Consider the following 14834-nt stretch of genomic DNA (forward strand, 5'->3'; position numbering starts at 1 on the left):
CTCAGGCAGGCTGGCACGAGGGGCACCAGTACAGGTTGCGCCCCACGAGCTCCTGGTGCGCCACCGGCGTGCCGCACACCAGGCACGGCATCCCGGCGCGCCGGTAGACGTACACCTCGCCGCCGTGCCGGTCGTCGCGCGGCGCGCGGCCCTGCGCGGCCGGCATGTGCTCCGGCGCCACCGTGTCGATGCGGCCGATGCGCACGCCGTGGCGCATCAACGTCGCCAGGTCGGCCCACATCTCGTCCCACAGCCCGCGATCGAGCGCGCGGCCGGGCACCATCGGGGCGACGCCGTGGCGGAACAGCACCTCGGCGCGGTACACGTTGCCGACACCGGCGAGCACCGCTTGGTCCATCAGCAACGCGGCCACCGATGTGCGCGAACGCGAGATCCGGTCCCACGCGAGATCGGGCTTGGCGTCACGGCGCAACGGGTCGGGCCCGAGCCGCGCCTTGATCGCGTCCACCTGGGCCGCGTCGAGCAGCTCACACCGCGTCGGGCCGCGCAGATCGGTCCAGTGCGTGCGCCCGATCAGGCGCATCCGCACCTGGCCCACCGGTTCGGTTTCGGGCAGCGGCGTTTCGCCGAACGTGCCGTACAGGCCGAGGTGGACGTGCACCGTCCCGTGTGGACCGTAGTCGTGGAACAGGTGCTTGCCGTACGCCTCGGCGGACTCCAGCACCTGCCCGTCGAGCTTCGCCGCTTCCTCGGCGAACCGGCCCTGCGGGCTGGACACCGAGACGGGCGCGCCGGCGTAGCGGCGTTTGTGCAGACGGGCGAGGCGGTGGAGGGTGTGCCCTTCTGGCATCAGGCTTCCGGCAGGGGCGGCGGCGTGCCGGTGCGCTCGTAGTCGAGCAGCTGCTGGATCCGGCGCCCGTGGCGCTCCTCCGGCGAAGGCTCGGTGGCCAGGAAAGCCTCGACGATCTCCGTGGCCTGCTCGACGGTGTGCATGCGCGCGCCGACTCCGAGCACCTGCGCGTGGTTGTGCTCTCGGCACAGCTGCGCCGTCTCGACGCTCCAGCCGAGACCCGCGCGGATGCCGGGCACCTTGTTGGCGGCGATCTGCTCGCCGTTGCCCGAGCCGCCGATCACGATGCCGAGGCTGCCCTCGTCGCCGGACACGCGCAGCGCCGCGGCCACGCAGTAGGCGGGGTAGTCGTCGACGGGGTCGTAGGTGCGCGGACCGACGTCGACGACTTCGTGTCCCTGGCCCGTGAGGTGGCTGGCCAGGTGGTTCTTCAGCTCGAAACCGGCATGGTCGGATCCCAAGTAGACACGCACAGCGGCGAGTCTGCCATCACCGCCGGTGGCGGGCATGCTCTGGGGGTGGACACGTGGGAGCAGCCGGGACACGACGTGCGGCTCGAATGGGGCGCCGAAGGCGTCGCGGCGCTCGGCGGCGCGTGCGCGGTGCTCGTGGTGGTCGACGTGCTTTCCTTCTGCACCACCACGGATCTCGTCACCGCGCGCGGCGGCCGGGTGCTGCCGGTGCGCTGGCGCGAAGAACGCGGCGTCGCCGAAGCGCGAGCCGCGGGCGCGGTCGTCGCGGGTGAGGCAGCGTGGACGCTGCGGCCTTCCTCTGTGACGGACATCCCGTCCGGCACGCTGCTCGCGCTGCCCTCGCCCAACGGCGCCACCCTGACCGCCGCGGCCGCCGCCACCGGCGCCCACGTGCTGGCGGGCTGCCTGCGCAACGCGTCAGCCGTCGCGGCGAAGGCGCTCGAACTGGCGGCCGGACGGCCCGTCGGCGTGATCCCGGCCGGCGAACGCTGGGGCATCGACCTGCTGGGCGAGCGCAAGCACTTCGGACCCCTACGCCCGTGTGTGGAAGACCAGCTCGGCGCCGGCGCCATCGTCGCGGCCCTCGCCCGCCACAGCCGCACGCTCTCGGCGGAAGCCGCTCTCGCAGCCGCGGCCTACGCGGGCACCGACCTCGCGCACGCGCTGCGCACCTGCTCGTCCGGCCGCGAACTGGCCGCGGCGGGCCACCCCGGCGACGTCGAGCTCGCCGCGCAAACAGACGTGAGCACCACCGCGCCCACCCTGCGCGGGAAAACCCTGGAGGCGGAATGACCTGGACCGAAGTGGCCGAAGGCGTGCACGCGCGGCGCTACGAAGAGCTCGACTTGACCACGGGACTGGTGATCGGCGCCGAGCGCTGCCTGGTGATCGACACACGCGGCGACGTCGACCAGGGCGCTGAGCTCGCCGCGGCCGTGCGGGAGCTGACGGACCTGCCGTGGATTGTCGTCTACACGCACGCGCACTTCGACCACAGCTTCGGCACCACGCCGTTCCTGCCGTGCGACGTCTGGGCCCACGATCGTTGTCTGCGCGAGCTGCTGGAGCACGGCGAAACCGCAAAAGCCAAGTGGAGCGCGCGCTACCGCGCGGAAGGCAGGCCGGAGATCGCCGACGCCCTCGACCGGACCGGCCTCATGCCGCCCGACCGGCTCGTGACCGACCGGGCCGAGCTCGACCTCGGCGGCCGCACCGTCGTGCTCGTGCACCCCGGCCGCGCGCACACCGACCACGACCTGGTGGTGCACGTGCCCGACGCGGGTGTCGTGTTCGCCGGCGACGTGGTGGAGCACGGGCCCGAGGGCTTCACGGAGTACTCGTTCAGCGACGAGACGCACCTGGGCGAGTGGCCGGGCGCGCTCGAGGCGATCCTCGCGCTCGACCCGCGGATCGTGGTGCCCGGGCACGGCGAGCCCGTGGACCCCGGGTTCGTCCGGGAGCACCGCGACGGGCTGCGCCGGCTCAACGAGCTGAAGGCCGCCGTGGCGGCCGGGGCCAGCGGAGCGGACGAGGCCGTGGCGGCCTCGCCCTACCCCGCCGGCGTCACGAGGGCCGCGTTCGCGACCCCGTGAGACGTCAGTCGAAGTTCAGCTCACCCGTGCGGGTGCGCTTGAGCTCGAAGAAGTCCGGGTAGCTCGCCATCGCGACGGCGCCGTCGAACAGCTTCAGGGCGTCGTCGCCCCGCGGGATGGAGCTGAGCACCGGGCCGAAGAACGCGACGCCGTCGATGTGGATGGTCGGCGTGCCGACGTCCATGCCGACCGGGTCCATGCCCTCGTGGTGGCTCTTCTTCAACGCCTCGTCGTACTCGGTCGAGTCGGCGGCCTCGATCAGCTCGGGCGGCGCGCCGACGGCCTCGAGGGTTTCCTTGAGGACGACGTCGAAGTCCTTGTTGCCCTGGTTGTGGTAGCGCGTGCCGAATTCCGTGTAGAAGTCGCGCAGCGCCTGTTCGCCCTTCGCGGCGGCCAGCGCGGTGGCCACGCGGACCGGGCGCCAGCCCTTGTCCATCAGTTCCTGGTAGCGCTCCGGCAGCTCTTCCCGGCCCGAGTTGAGCACGGACAGGCTCATGATCCGGAAGTTCAGGTCCAGCTCGCGGTGCTTCTCGACCTCGAGGATCCACCGCGAGGTGATCCACGCGAACGGACAGATCGGATCGAAATAGAAGTCCACCTTGGTGGGCTGGGACGCAGCGGTCATCTCAACGAGCTCCTCGCGAGGTTCGACGTCGGCAGGCATGCCTTTTGCAGAGGGGGTGTCCCCCAATGACGGCCAACGCGCGCGACAGGCCCGGTTGTTCCCCGTCGCCCGAGGACCGCTTCGCATGATTGGATGCAGGACAGCCCGAAAACCGCAACCGGAATCGAAGACCAGAGGTGCCCGTGCCCGCCCCCAACCTGACTCGTGACGAAGCCAAGCAGCGCTCCGGCCTGCTGGATGTCGCGTCCTACGACATCGTGCTGGACCTGACCGACGGCCACGGCGGTCCCGGTGAGAAGACCTTCCTCTCCACCACCACAGTGCGCTTCTCCGCCACCCGGCCGGGCGAGTCGTCGTGGATCGACCTCGTCGCCGAGGGTGTCCGCTCCGCCGTGCTCAACGGCGCCGAGCTCGACGTGAGCACCTACGTCGAGGACAAGGGCATCGCGCTGCCCGGGCTCGCCGCGGACAACGAACTCGTGGTGACCGCGGACTGCCGGTACACGAACACCGGCGAAGGCCTGCACCGCTTCGTCGACCCGGTCGACAACGGCGTGTACCTCTACACGCAGTTCGAGACCGCCGACGCGAAGCGCATGTTCGCCTGTTTCGACCAGCCCGACCTGAAGTCGGTGTACAAGCTCACGGTCCACGCGCCGCGCGACTGGAAGATCGTGTCCAACGCGCTCGTCGAGACCGAAGAGGACACTCCCGACGGCGCGCGGGTGACGAACTTCGCCGTGTCCGAACGGATCTCCACGTACCTGGTCGCGCTCATCGCCGGCCCGTACGCCGAGTGGCGCGACGAGTTCTCCGACGCCCACCGCACGATCCCGCTCGGCATCTACTGCCGCGCGTCGCTCGCCGAGCACATGGACGCCGACCGGCTGTTCGTGGAGACCAAGCAGGGCTTCGGCTTCTTCCACGAGAAGTTCGGCACGCCCTACCCGTTCTCCAAGTACGACCAGCTGTTCGTGCCGGAGTTCAACGCGGGCGCGATGGAGAACGCCGGCGCCGTGACCTTCCTGGAGGACTACGTCTTCCGCAGCCGCGTCACGCGCTACGCCTACGAGCGCCGCGCCGAGACGCTGCTGCACGAGATGGCGCACATGTGGTTCGGCGACCTGGTCACCATGCGCTGGTGGGACGACCTGTGGCTCAACGAGTCGTTCGCGACCTTCGCGAGCGTGTTCGCGCAGGCCGAGGCCACCGAGTACAAGAACGCGTGGACCAGCTTCGCGAACATCGAGAAGTCGTGGGCCTACCGCCAGGACCAGCTGCCCTCCACGCACCCGATCGCGGCCGACATCGTCGACCTGCACGCGGTGGAGGTGAACTTCGACGGCATCACCTACGCCAAGGGCGCGAGCGTCCTGAAGCAGCTCGTGGCCTACGTGGGCATCGAGCACTTCCTCGACGGCCTGAAGGTCTACTTCGGAAAGCACGCGTGGGGCAACGCCACGCTGGCCGACCTGCTGGCCGCGCTGGAAGAGGCGTCCGGGCGCGACCTGTCGTGGTGGAGCGCGCAGTGGCTCGAGACCACGGGCCTCAACTCGCTCAGCCCGCGCTACGAGGTGGCGGCCGACGGCACGTTCGCGTCGTTCGCCGTGGTGCAGACGGGCGCGAAGCCGGGCGCCGGCGAGCTGCGCACGCACCGCGTCGCGGTCGGCGTGTACGACGACGACTCGGGCAAGGTCGTGCGCACGGAGCGCGTGGAGCTCGACGTCTCCGGCGACCGCACCGAAGTGCCGGCACTGGTCGGCAAGCCGGCGGGCAAGCTCGTGCTGGTCAACGACGACGACCTCACCTACTGCACGATGCGCCTCGACCCGGCGTCGCTGACCACGCTGATCGACCGGATCGCCGACATCGTCGAGCCGCTGCCCCGCACGCTGTGCTGGTCGGCCGCCTGGGAGATGACGCGCGAAGCCGAGCTCAAGGCGCGCGACTTCGTGACGCTGGTGGCGCGCGGCATCCACGCCGAGAGCGAGGTCGGCGTGGTGCAGCGGCTGCTGCTGCAGGCGCAGACGGCGCTGAACTCGTACGCGGACCAGAAGTGGGCCGCCGAGCAGGGCTGGCCGGCGCTCACCGGGCGGCTGCTGGAGCTCGCCCAGGGCGCCGAAGCCGCGTCCGACCACCAGCTGGCGTTCGTGAACTCGCTGGCCGGCGGCGTGCTCGACGAGGCGACGCTGGGTGTCGTCGCGGGCTGGCTCGACGGCTCCGCGCCGCTGGCCGGCCTCACCGTGGACACCGACCTGCGCTGGCGCCTGCTGCAGGCGCTCGTGGCCCACGGCAAGGCCGGCACCGCGGACATCGAAGCCGAGCTGGCCAAGGACGACACCGCCGCGGGCCGCCGGCACGCCGAGCGGTGCCGCGCGCTGCAGCCGACCGCCGAGGCCAAGGCCGACGCGTGGCAGCGCGCCGTCTATGACGACGAGATCCCCAACGCCGTCAGCGACGCCCTCATCTCGGGCTTCTCGCACCCGGGCCAGAAGCAGCTGCTCGGCAGCTACGTCGAGCGCTACTTCGAGGTCATCGACGAGGTGTGGACGCGCCGCTCCAGCGAGCGCGCCCAGCCGACCGTGATCGGGCTCTACCCGTCGTGGGCCGTGGAGCCGGCCACGGTGACCGCTTCCGACGAGTGGCTCAAGACCGAGCACCCGGCCGCACTGCGCCGGCTCGTGTCCGAAGGCCGCGCAGGCATCGTCCGCGCGCTCGCGGCGCGGGAGTTCGACAGCCAGGTCTGACGGTGGTGGGGCCGCCCGGGCGGCCCCACCACCCCGTGAACGCCGAAGGGGCCTCCTCGACAATCGAGGAGGCCCCTTCGGTGCGTCAGGCGGACGTCAGTGCTTGGGGTCCGGCCCGGCCTGGTCGCTCAGCATGCGCAGGGCGTTGACGAGGCCACCGACCAGGTCACCCTCCTTGAACGACGCGACCATGCTCGCCACGGCCAGGTTGGCGCCGCGGTCGGGCAGGCGGACGTGGGAGCGCTCGCCGATCACGATCTCGATCGCGCGCTGCGCGGGCGAGACCGCGAGGACCACGGAGTTGGCCGGGTCCTCGGTCGAGGCCAGCAGCTTCTCGGCTCCGGCGCGGGTGTCCTCGCCGAGGTCGCCGAGGTACACGCTGAAGGCGACGCCGGACTCGCGCGTCGCGAAGGTCAGCGCCTCGTCCAGGCGAGCGAGCTGCTGAACCGAGAACGGACTGGTCGGCTCGGCGGGCTCGTACATCTTGGCCGCAGAACGGCGGCCGCTGTTGGTGATCACCTCACCAAAGGGCAGGTCCTTCTCCGCGACGTCGACCGCAGTGGCCGAGTGCGCGAGTTCACCACTTGCCACGTGCGCCTCCGGCAGCAGTCACGGTGCCCGAGGGCACCACAGAGTCCGGATCGACGGCGTGGTGACCCGCACCGACACCCTCCGGGTTGGCGGTCCACCACATCGCGGGGTACTCCCACGGCTGTCCCGGCCGGTACCGCGGCGTCCCCGAGAACTTCTTCCGCAGGGTGGCTGCGCCGACCACCAAGTAGATGGCCAGGGGGATGACCGCGTAGACCAGGATCGTCTCGACAACGTTCACGCCGGTGAGCGTATCGGATGGCCCCGGCGGCCACCGCGCGGCGCCGCGCCGATAGGTGACCGCTTGTCGTTCGGGAGCGCCCGTCCGCCGCTTGGCTCGCGCACGCTGGAACGTTGGGGCGAAGCCGGGCGGGCCGAAAGGTTGCAACTCAACGTACAGGCGGCCGTACCGGTCGCCCCCGTCTTGTCGGCGCACTGAAATCCTCGTAGCTTTTTCACCTGTACGGGCCTTGTGGTCCGCTCCTCAGCCCCAGCAGGTCACGCACCGGTCCCAGGAGGCCACCTCATGCAGAGTGTCCAGCCCCCCGCTCAGGCGATCACCGAGCCCATTTCGTCACCCAGCGAGACCGAATTCCTGCCCGGAACGCGTGTGACGTCCGGCACAAGGGTTACCCGCGGTACTCGGGTCACTCGCGGTACTCGCGTCACCGGCGGCACGCGAGTCACTCGCGGCACCCGGGTCACCCGCGGCACGCGCGTCACCAACGGCACCCGCGTGACGGCCGGCACCCGCGTCACGAGGGGCACCCGCGTGACCCGTGGCACGCGAGTCACGTGCGGCACCCGGGTCACCCGTGGCACGCGAGTCACCCGCGGCACCCGCGTCACCCGGGGCACCCGCGTGACCTCGCAGGCCGACTTCGCGCTGGCCGCCTGACAAAAGCACAACGCGCGCACCCGGCAAGGGCGCGCGCGTGAAGACGAAGCCGCCGCGCGGACCACGCGCGGGCACGGTTCAGCGACTCATCGGCTCGCCCCGGCCGCCGTACAGGCAGCCGGGGCGCCGACGTGTCAGAGCCTTCCGAACGGGCCCGTCAGACCGTCCCTCAGGCCGCGGAACCCAAGTACGGCCGCCACAGCGGGTCGGCCTCCTTGGAGTGCGCCAGCAGGCGCCAATGCGGGCCGTGGGGCGCCCTCGGCACCACGCGCAGGCGCCAGCCCAGCTCCGAGAGGAGCTTGTCGGCCTTGCGGTGGTTGCACTTGGCGCAGCAGGCCACGCAATTGGTCCAGCTGTGCGGTCCGCCGCGGCTGCGCGGCAGGACGTGGTCGATCGTCTCGGCCCGGCCGCCGCAGTAGGCGCAGCGATACCGGTCGCGGTGCATGAGCCCGGCCCGGGTCAGCGGCACCTTCGCGCGGTACGGCACGCGCACGTACGTGCTGAGCCGGATCACGGACGGGACGGGCAGCGACACGGTCGCGGCGTGCAGCTCCACGCCACCCGGGTCGCCGTGGACGACTTCCGCCTTGCCGCACATCACGAGCACCACCGCGCGCCGCATGGGCAACGCGGTGAGGGGCTCGAAGGTGGCGTTCAGCAGCAATACGCGACGGCGGCCCCAGGGCGGGGTCGCCGGGTCCCGGCCTCTACGCTGTCCGGGCGGACGGGAAACTCCCCCTGGTCGGGTCCCCGGCCCGGCCGGGTTCGTTCCGCCGGGTGCGGAACCTCCCGGGCAGGCGCGCAGGACCGTCTCCGGCGACTGCTCGGCCATGGCTTGGCCGGCGCCGCCGAGGGGGACGGGTTGTCGGTCTGGCACTCGACCACCTCCACCGGTGCAGGCATAGTCGACCACACATCAGCCCCAAAGTGCACGTGTGTTACGTGACGTGTCACGTGCCTGCGACCCAACATCCACTTGCCGTTGGGTGAACCGAAGCGACGGAAGGACTGTTCGACCCCGTGAACGCCGTGCTCAGCGCCCCGCCAGCGTGCATCTCCGACCCCAGCACCTGGTGCTCACAGGTCTTTTCGATCACGCACAACGAGTGGCTCGCAGGTTCGGCGGGCTGGCTCGTGACCAAGCCGCTGCGGATCATCCTGATCCTGGTCCTCGCGTTCCTCGTGCGGTATCTCACACGCCGGCTCGTCGACCGCGTGACCACGCTGCCGCGCGGCGGCACCGGCAAGCTGCCCACCCTGTTGAGACCGCTGCGCGAACGCGCCCCCGACGTGCTCGGCCCGGCCGTGGTGGAGCGGCGCCGGCAGCGGGCCACGACGATCGGCTCGGTGCTGAAGTCGATGGCCACGTTCCTCATCTACGGCCTGGCGTTCATCCTCGTGCTGGGCGAACTGGGCATCAACCTGGCGCCGATCATCGCGTCTGCGGGCGTTGTCGGTGTCGCGATCGGGTTCGGCGCGCAGAACCTGGTGCGCGACTTCCTGTCCGGCATCTTCATGATGATCGAAGACCAGTACGGCGTCGGCGACATCGTCGACATCGGTTCGGCCACCGGCACGGTCGAGGCCGTGGGCCTGCGCATCACCACGCTGCGCGACCTCCAGGGCACCGTCTGGTACGTGCGCAACGGCGAGGTGCTGCGCGTCGGCAACTCCAGCCAGGGCTTCGCCGTGGCCGTGGTCGACGTGCCGCTGGGCTACTCCGCCGACGTCGACCTCGCCACGACCGTGCTCATCGCCGCGGCCACGAAGGCCTCCGAGAGCGAGGCGCTCGCCGCCAACGTGATGGAGCCACCGGAGATGCTGGGCGTGGAGAAGGTCACACCGGAGGGCATCCTGCTGCGCCTGACGGTGAAAGTGCGGCCCGGCAAACAGTGGGCCGTGCAGCGGGCGCTGCGCGCACACCTTCTCGCCGCGCTCGAGGAAGCCGGCTTCGAGCCGCCGCTGGGCCGGTTCCTGTCCGCACCGGGCGCCGACAAGTAGCCGGGGTAAGGGCAAGATGGAGGGGTGTCGACTGTGAGTGGCTCCGAACCCGCGAACCTGTACGAGGCCGTGGGCGGTGAACCGACGTTCCGGCGGATCGTCTCGCGCTTCTACCAGGAAGTGGCGACCGACGAGATCCTGCGCCCGCTGTACCCGGAAGAAGACCTCGGCCCGGCCGAGGAGCGCTTCCGGCTGTTCCTCATCCAGTACTGGGGCGGCCCGCATACCTACTCCGACCGCCGCGGCCACCCGCGGCTGCGGATGCGCCACGCGCCGTTCAAGATCGGCCCGATCGAGCGCGACGCGTGGCTGCGCGCGATCCGCGTGGCGGTCGACGAGGAGAACCTGCCCGAGCCGTACCGCGAGCAACTGTGGGCCTACCTCGAGATGGCGGCCCACAGCATGATGAACAGCTTCGACTGATGAGACGCCCGGTGGCGGGGCACCGCCGGTCCCCGGAGGGCCCGCCCCGCCCGGCCTGGTGGTCCGACGCCGTCTTCTACGAGATCTACGTGCGCTCGTTCGCCGACTCCGACGCCGACGGGGTCGGCGACCTCGAAGGCATCCGCAGCCGGCTGGGGTACCTGGAGCTGCTCGGCGTCGACGCGCTGTGGCTCACGCCGTTCTACCGCTCCCCCATGGCCGACCACGGCTACGACGTGTCCGACCCGCGTGACGTGGACCCGATGTTCGGCACGCTCGGCGATTTCGACGTGCTGCTCACCGAGGCGCACAAGCGCGGCATCAAGGTGACCGTGGACATCGTCCCGAACCACACCAGCAACCAGCACTCGTGGTTCAAGTCGGCGATGGCCGCCGCGCCCGGCAGCCCCGAGCGCGACCGCTACGTCTTCCGCGACGGCCGCGGCCCCGACGGCTCGGAACCGCCCAACAACTGGGTTTCCGTGTTCGGCGGGCCCGCGTGGACGCGTGTGCCCGACGGGCAGTGGTACCTGCACCTGTTCGCCGCGCAGCAGCCGGATCTCAACTACGCCAACGCCGAGGTGCGCTACGACCTCGAGCGCACCCTGCGCTTCTGGCTCGACCGCGGCGTCGACGGGTTCCGCATCGACGTGGCCCACGGCATGGCGAAGCCGCCCGGCCTGCCCGACATGGACCCGCGCGCGTCCGGCTTCGGCGGCGGTGAGCACTTCGACCCACGCTTCGACGACGACGGCGTGCACGAGGTCCACCAGATGATCCGCAAGGTGCTCGACGAGTACCCGGACACGATGGCCGTCGGCGAGATCTGGGTGCACGACGAGGACCGCCTCGAGCGCTACCTGCGGCCCGACGAGCTGCACCTGGCGTTCAACTTCCGCCTCGTCCTCACGCACTTCGACGCCGACGCGATGCGCACGTCGATCGAGCGGTCGCTGGCCGTGCCGCGCGCGGCCGGCGCGCCCGCCACGTGGACGCTGTCCAACCACGACGTGTGGCGCACCGTGAGCCGCTACGGCGGCGGCGAGGCCGGCCTGCGGCGCGCGCGGGCCATGGCGCTCGTGGAACTGGCCTTGCCGGGTGCGGTCTACCTGTACAACGGCGAAGAGCTGGGCCTGCCGAACGTCGAGATCCCGCCGGAGGCGATGGCCGACCCGCGGGCGCGCAGCCAGGGCCGGCAGTTCAGCCGGGATCCGGAGCGCGTGCCGCTGCCGTGGGAGGGTTCGCTGCCGCCGTTCGGCTTCTCGCGTAACCCGCGGACGTGGCTGCCGATGCCGCCCGAGTGGGCCGGGCTCACCGCGGAACGCCAGCTGGAAGACGCGTCGTCCACGCTCTCGCTGTACCGGCGGGCCGTCGAGCTGCGCAAGACGCAAGCCGCTTTCCGCGCCGGTGACGAGCTGGAGTGGTACGGCGCGCCCGCCGGCTGCTTCGCGTTCCGCCGCGGCGGCAAGGGCGGGCTGATCTGCGCGCTCAACACGTCGGCGAGCTCGATCGCCCTGCCGCCCGGCGAGCTGCTGCTGTCCAGCAGCCCGCTCGTGGACGGCAGGCTGCCACCGGACTCGGCGGCGTGGCTGGTCTGAGCGTGGTGAAGAGGGAAAGCTAGCCGCGGGCTCCGGCCTCGAGGCCGAGCATGGCCAGCAGGCCACGCAGGTCGTCCACGTCGCGGGCACGGCCGGCGACGGTCCGGGCCGCCTGGTCGCGCTGGTGGCGCAGGCCTAGCTCCGCGGAGACGCGGGCTCGGGCGAATTCACTGGTGTCGGGGGACAGCGGACGGCGTTCCGAGCGCATCAGGCTCCTCTGTGAAAAGCAGTCGTCGAGATACAGGTGGGACGACGGCCGGACCGAGCAGCCGGCTCGGGCCTCGCGGTCGGCCGAAGACGACGCCGGCTCTGCTGCCGGCGCGCGGGGGAACTCTCTCGACGTGACCGACGCTACACGACGTGCACCCGCGGGCACAATGAAGCACTGGTCAGCACCGGCACCGGTCCGCCTTCGGTCCACAAGGGACAGACAGTGTGGACTGGTTCCAGCCACCGTGGCGCGCCTGATCAGTGGGCTGGTGCGACCGCGTCCGACGTGGTTAACTGGCCGCGGTCATATTTTGTGTTCGTGCGGTGGGCACTCCCCGCAGCCACGCTCGCAAGATGCGCGGGCGTAGTGGTTCTCCGTCACCGGAAGATCAAACCGTCGGTCTTCGACCCGGGTGCCGAAGTGGTACCTCGATCGTTTTCAGTGGTGGAGACATTTATGACGCAAGGCACCGTGAAGTGGTTCAACGCCGAAAAGGGCTTCGGCTTCATCACGCCGGACAACGGCGGTGGCGACGTGTTCGTGCACTACTCCGAAATCCAGGGCAACGGTTTCCGTAGCCTGGAGGAGAACGCGCGTGTGGAGTTCGAGATCGGCCAGGGCCAGAAGGGGCCGCAGGCCACTTCCGTCACGATTCTCTGACGTCACAACGGTTTCTCCGAGGGGTCGGTGCCACGTGCACCGGCCCCTCGGCCGTTCTCGGGGAACTGCCGGAAAACTCCGCCGGGAACCTTGCCGGAGAACGGTTCGTTGAAAGAGAAGGTCGCGGCCGGCCCGCGAGGGCCGGACCGCACGAACGGTGTGCTCAACCGCAACGGCAATGGCGCCCGGGCACACCGTCGATCCGGCCTCGGTCCTGCAGAGTGCAGCGATCGGACCAGCTCGACAGGAGCGTTCCAGCATCGACACCCCTCGCGCCACCCTTCCCTCCCCTGCACCCTCCGCGACAGCAGTCCGCGAACGGCCCGCACCCGAGCCCATGCTCGCCGGCCGCAAGACGGGTACCGAGGCCTTCCTCGTGAAGCTGTTCGCCGTGGTCCCCCTGCTGGCGGTCGTCGCCGCGGTGCCCCTGGCCTGGGGCTGGGGACTCAGCTGGCTCGACATCGGCCTCGCCGTCGGCTTCTACTACCTCAGCGGCCTCGGCATCACGATCGGCTTCCACCGCTACTTCACCCACGGCTCGTTCCGCGCTCGCCGCGGCCTGCGGATCGCGCTCGCCGTGGCCGGCAGCATGGCGATGCAGGGCCCCGTGATCTCGTGGGTTGCCGACCACCGCCGCCACCACGCCTTCTCCGACCGCGACGGCGACCCGCACTCCCCGTGGCGCTACGGCACCACACCGGCGGCGCTGGCGAAGGGTTTCTGGCACGCGCACATGGGCTGGCTGTTCGACCGCGACAAGACCAACTCGCGCCGCTTCGCCCCGGACCTGCTGGACGATCCGGACATCCGCCGCGTCGACAGCCTCTTCCCCGTGCTGACCGCCGTGACGCTGCTGGCGCCGGCGCTGATTGGCGGCCTCGCCACGATGAGCTGGTGGGGCGCGCTCACGGCGTTCTTCTGGGCCGGGCTCGTGCGGGTGGCGGCACTGCACCACGTGACGTGGTCTGTGAACTCGCTGTGCCACATGATCGGTGAGCGCCCCTTCGAGGCGCGGGACCGCTCGGCCAACTTCTGGCCGCTGGCGATCCTGTCGTTCGGCGAGTCGTGGCACAACTCCCACCACGCCGACCCGACCGGCGCCCGCCACGGCGTGGGCCGGGGCCAGCTGGACACATCTGCTCGGCTCATCTGGCTGTTCGAGAAGCTGAACTGGGCGTCTCAGGTTCGCTGGCCCCGCCCGGAGCGGCTGGCGCGAAAGCTCAAGACCGCCTGACGACGGGACGGACACGTCGTTCCAGCCGGGCCGCCAGCGCTCCCCGATCGGCAGCGGCGCGGCTGGGCGGCGTGGTCCACGCGCCCTTGTCGGAAGCCGAGACGACCTCGGCGACGAACCGGCCCACGAGGGCGGGTTCCGGGACGACGTCTCCGCCCAGGCGTGCGACGACGAGCGGCGGCTCGGCCGGCCTCGTCTCCACGGAAAGCGTCCAGCCCTGCCGGTAGTTCCAGAGCAACATCAAGTCACGGCCGGGGTAACGCGGCGAGCGGCGACTCAGCGCCACGTAGGCCGTGACCGTGTCTGCGACCTCGCACGACGTCCCCTCCACGGAGACGTCCACGGCTTCGGCAACCGCGCGTACGTAGCCGACCAGCGCCCGTCTCAGCACCAGTGGGTCTTCGTGTACGGCTTCGGTTGTCAAGCGATCGGGACCGGACAGGAGCATGGGTCTCCCCTCCACCGTCGGCAATTCGGCTCTGGCGGGCGGAAACGGCCTGCGGACCGCGTGCGCGCAAAAAGCCACGACAACCGGCGGTGCGGTGTTCGAGGTCGCGCCGAATCGGACATCGGCGGCTCATCCGGCACCGACTCTACCCGGAGTTTCGGTCCACGGGGACCGCCTAACCGCTCTGACCTCCGTTCATCCCGCCTGAACCGTCGCCGGAATCGGCCACTGACGTGGCGATCCACGCCGCGAACAATGCGGCTTGGAAATACGGAGCGGCCTCACCCACGACTCGGCCGACCTTCGAAAAGCGCCCGGTGCGCACGGTTTGGCCCGCCTGCTCGGGCCCCTCTGCGTCCGCCGGGCGGTCGGTGCGCCACGGCGTCTGCTCGGCGCGCACGTCGGCGAGGAAATCCGCCGTCGGGTCACCGTCGGGGTCGGTCATGTCCCCACCCTCGCACTGTCGCCGGAAATGCACCACGGCCACAAGGAAATCGCAAGGAATTAAGAAGCGAAGGGGCA

18 protein-coding genes are annotated in these 14834 nt (G+C 70.8%); 9 read left to right on the top strand and 9 right to left on the bottom strand.

Going from position 1 to position 14834, the window contains the following annotated elements; translation table 11 throughout:
* Position 1: 1 nt before the first annotated feature.
* Together K1T34_RS04270 and K1T34_RS04275 are read right to left on the bottom strand one after the other, a co-directional pair.
* Positions 2-811 (bottom strand): Fpg/Nei family DNA glycosylase, encoded by an 810-nt coding sequence (locus K1T34_RS04270; protein WP_220242988.1) that lies wholly within the window; start codon positions 809-811, stop codon positions 2-4.
* Positions 811-1284 carry a ribose-5-phosphate isomerase gene (locus K1T34_RS04275; protein WP_220242989.1) on the bottom strand — a complete coding sequence of 158 codons (474 nt, stop codon included), beginning with the start codon at positions 1282-1284 and terminating at the stop codon, positions 811-813. Before K1T34_RS04275 ends, K1T34_RS04270 begins: the two co-directional genes overlap by 1 nt.
* A 45-nt stretch (positions 1285-1329) precedes the next feature.
* On the opposite strand from K1T34_RS04275, the gene K1T34_RS04280 reads away from it, so the two are divergent.
* Complete coding sequence (locus K1T34_RS04280) at positions 1330-2076, top strand: 2-phosphosulfolactate phosphatase (RefSeq protein WP_220242990.1); 747 nt, start codon at positions 1330-1332, stop codon at positions 2074-2076.
* Positions 2073-2876, top strand: a complete 804-nt coding sequence (locus K1T34_RS04285; protein ID WP_220242991.1) for an MBL fold metallo-hydrolase — start codon at positions 2073-2075, stop codon at positions 2874-2876. Before K1T34_RS04280 ends, K1T34_RS04285 begins: the two co-directional genes overlap by 4 nt.
* A 4-nt stretch (positions 2877-2880) precedes the next feature.
* Here the strand turns inward: K1T34_RS04285 and K1T34_RS04290 are convergent, their stop codons facing one another.
* Positions 2881-3501: a DsbA family protein gene (locus K1T34_RS04290; protein WP_220242992.1), complete on the bottom strand. Its 621-nt coding sequence runs from the start codon at positions 3499-3501 to the stop codon at positions 2881-2883.
* 182 nt (positions 3502-3683) lie between these two features.
* On the opposite strand from K1T34_RS04290, the gene pepN reads away from it, so the two are divergent.
* Positions 3684-6248, top strand: coding sequence for an aminopeptidase N (pepN, locus tag K1T34_RS04295; protein WP_220242993.1), 2565 nt, complete (start codon positions 3684-3686; stop codon positions 6246-6248).
* Between the two features lie 96 nt (positions 6249-6344).
* Here pepN and K1T34_RS04300 read toward each other — a convergent pair whose 3' ends face one another.
* A complete protein-coding gene (locus K1T34_RS04300; RefSeq protein WP_220242994.1) occupies positions 6345-6839 on the bottom strand; it encodes a DUF5130 family protein in 495 nt (164 codons plus the stop codon).
* Positions 6826-7080: a hypothetical protein gene (locus K1T34_RS04305; RefSeq protein ID WP_220242995.1), complete on the bottom strand. Its 255-nt coding sequence runs from the start codon at positions 7078-7080 to the stop codon at positions 6826-6828. The genes K1T34_RS04300 and K1T34_RS04305 overlap by 14 nt, the downstream gene beginning before the upstream one ends.
* 531 nt (positions 7081-7611) lie before the next feature.
* Between K1T34_RS04305 and K1T34_RS53085 the strand changes: the two genes are divergently transcribed.
* Positions 7612-7737, top strand: coding sequence for a hypothetical protein (locus K1T34_RS53085; RefSeq protein ID WP_255638303.1), 126 nt, complete (start codon positions 7612-7614; stop codon positions 7735-7737).
* Between the two features lie 169 nt (positions 7738-7906).
* Here K1T34_RS53085 and K1T34_RS54605 read toward each other — a convergent pair whose 3' ends face one another.
* Positions 7907-8359 carry an HNH endonuclease gene (locus tag K1T34_RS54605; protein ID WP_220246993.1) on the bottom strand — a complete coding sequence of 151 codons (453 nt, stop codon included), beginning with the start codon at positions 8357-8359 and terminating at the stop codon, positions 7907-7909.
* Positions 8360-8757: 398 nt separating this feature from the next.
* Here K1T34_RS54605 and K1T34_RS04320 point away from each other — a divergent pair, with 398 nt between their 5' ends.
* The 3 genes from K1T34_RS04320 to K1T34_RS04330 are packed head-to-tail and all read left to right on the top strand — an operon-like array spanning position 8758 to position 11759.
* Positions 8758-9738, top strand: coding sequence for a mechanosensitive ion channel family protein (locus K1T34_RS04320; protein ID WP_220242997.1), 981 nt, complete (start codon positions 8758-8760; stop codon positions 9736-9738).
* A 24-nt stretch (positions 9739-9762) separates the two neighbouring features.
* Positions 9763-10161 (top strand): globin, encoded by a 399-nt coding sequence (locus K1T34_RS04325; protein ID WP_370643623.1) that lies wholly within the window; start codon positions 9763-9765, stop codon positions 10159-10161.
* Positions 10161-11759 (top strand): glycoside hydrolase family 13 protein, encoded by a 1599-nt coding sequence (locus K1T34_RS04330; RefSeq protein ID WP_220242998.1) that lies wholly within the window; start codon positions 10161-10163, stop codon positions 11757-11759. The genes K1T34_RS04325 and K1T34_RS04330 overlap by 1 nt, the downstream gene beginning before the upstream one ends.
* A gap of 19 nt (positions 11760-11778) precedes the next feature.
* On the opposite strand, the gene K1T34_RS04335 is transcribed toward K1T34_RS04330, so the two are convergent.
* Complete coding sequence (locus K1T34_RS04335) at positions 11779-11967, bottom strand: hypothetical protein (protein ID WP_220242999.1); 189 nt, start codon at positions 11965-11967, stop codon at positions 11779-11781.
* Between the two features lie 459 nt (positions 11968-12426).
* On the opposite strand from K1T34_RS04335, the gene K1T34_RS04340 reads away from it, so the two are divergent.
* Together K1T34_RS04340 and K1T34_RS04345 are read left to right on the top strand one after the other, a co-directional pair.
* The gene (locus K1T34_RS04340; protein WP_220243000.1) at positions 12427-12630 is read left to right on the top strand and encodes a cold-shock protein; all 204 of its coding nucleotides are present in this window, start codon (positions 12427-12429) and stop codon (positions 12628-12630) included.
* 337 nt (positions 12631-12967) lie between these two features.
* Complete coding sequence (locus K1T34_RS04345; RefSeq protein ID WP_220243001.1) at positions 12968-13864, top strand: fatty acid desaturase; 897 nt, start codon at positions 12968-12970, stop codon at positions 13862-13864.
* Here K1T34_RS04345 and K1T34_RS04350 read toward each other — a convergent pair.
* Positions 13851-14255 (bottom strand): DUF6292 family protein, encoded by a 405-nt coding sequence (locus tag K1T34_RS04350; RefSeq protein WP_220243002.1) that lies wholly within the window; start codon positions 14253-14255, stop codon positions 13851-13853. The genes K1T34_RS04345 and K1T34_RS04350 overlap by 14 nt on opposite strands.
* 232 nt (positions 14256-14487) lie before the next feature.
* On the bottom strand, positions 14488-14757 hold the full coding sequence (locus K1T34_RS04355; protein ID WP_220243003.1) for a hypothetical protein: 270 nt from the start codon (positions 14755-14757) through the stop codon (positions 14488-14490).
* Positions 14758-14834 lie beyond the last annotated feature (77 nt).

This window comes from Amycolatopsis sp. DSM 110486 (assembly GCF_019468465.1).
Classification (GTDB): Bacteria; Actinomycetota; Actinomycetes; order Mycobacteriales; family Pseudonocardiaceae; genus Amycolatopsis.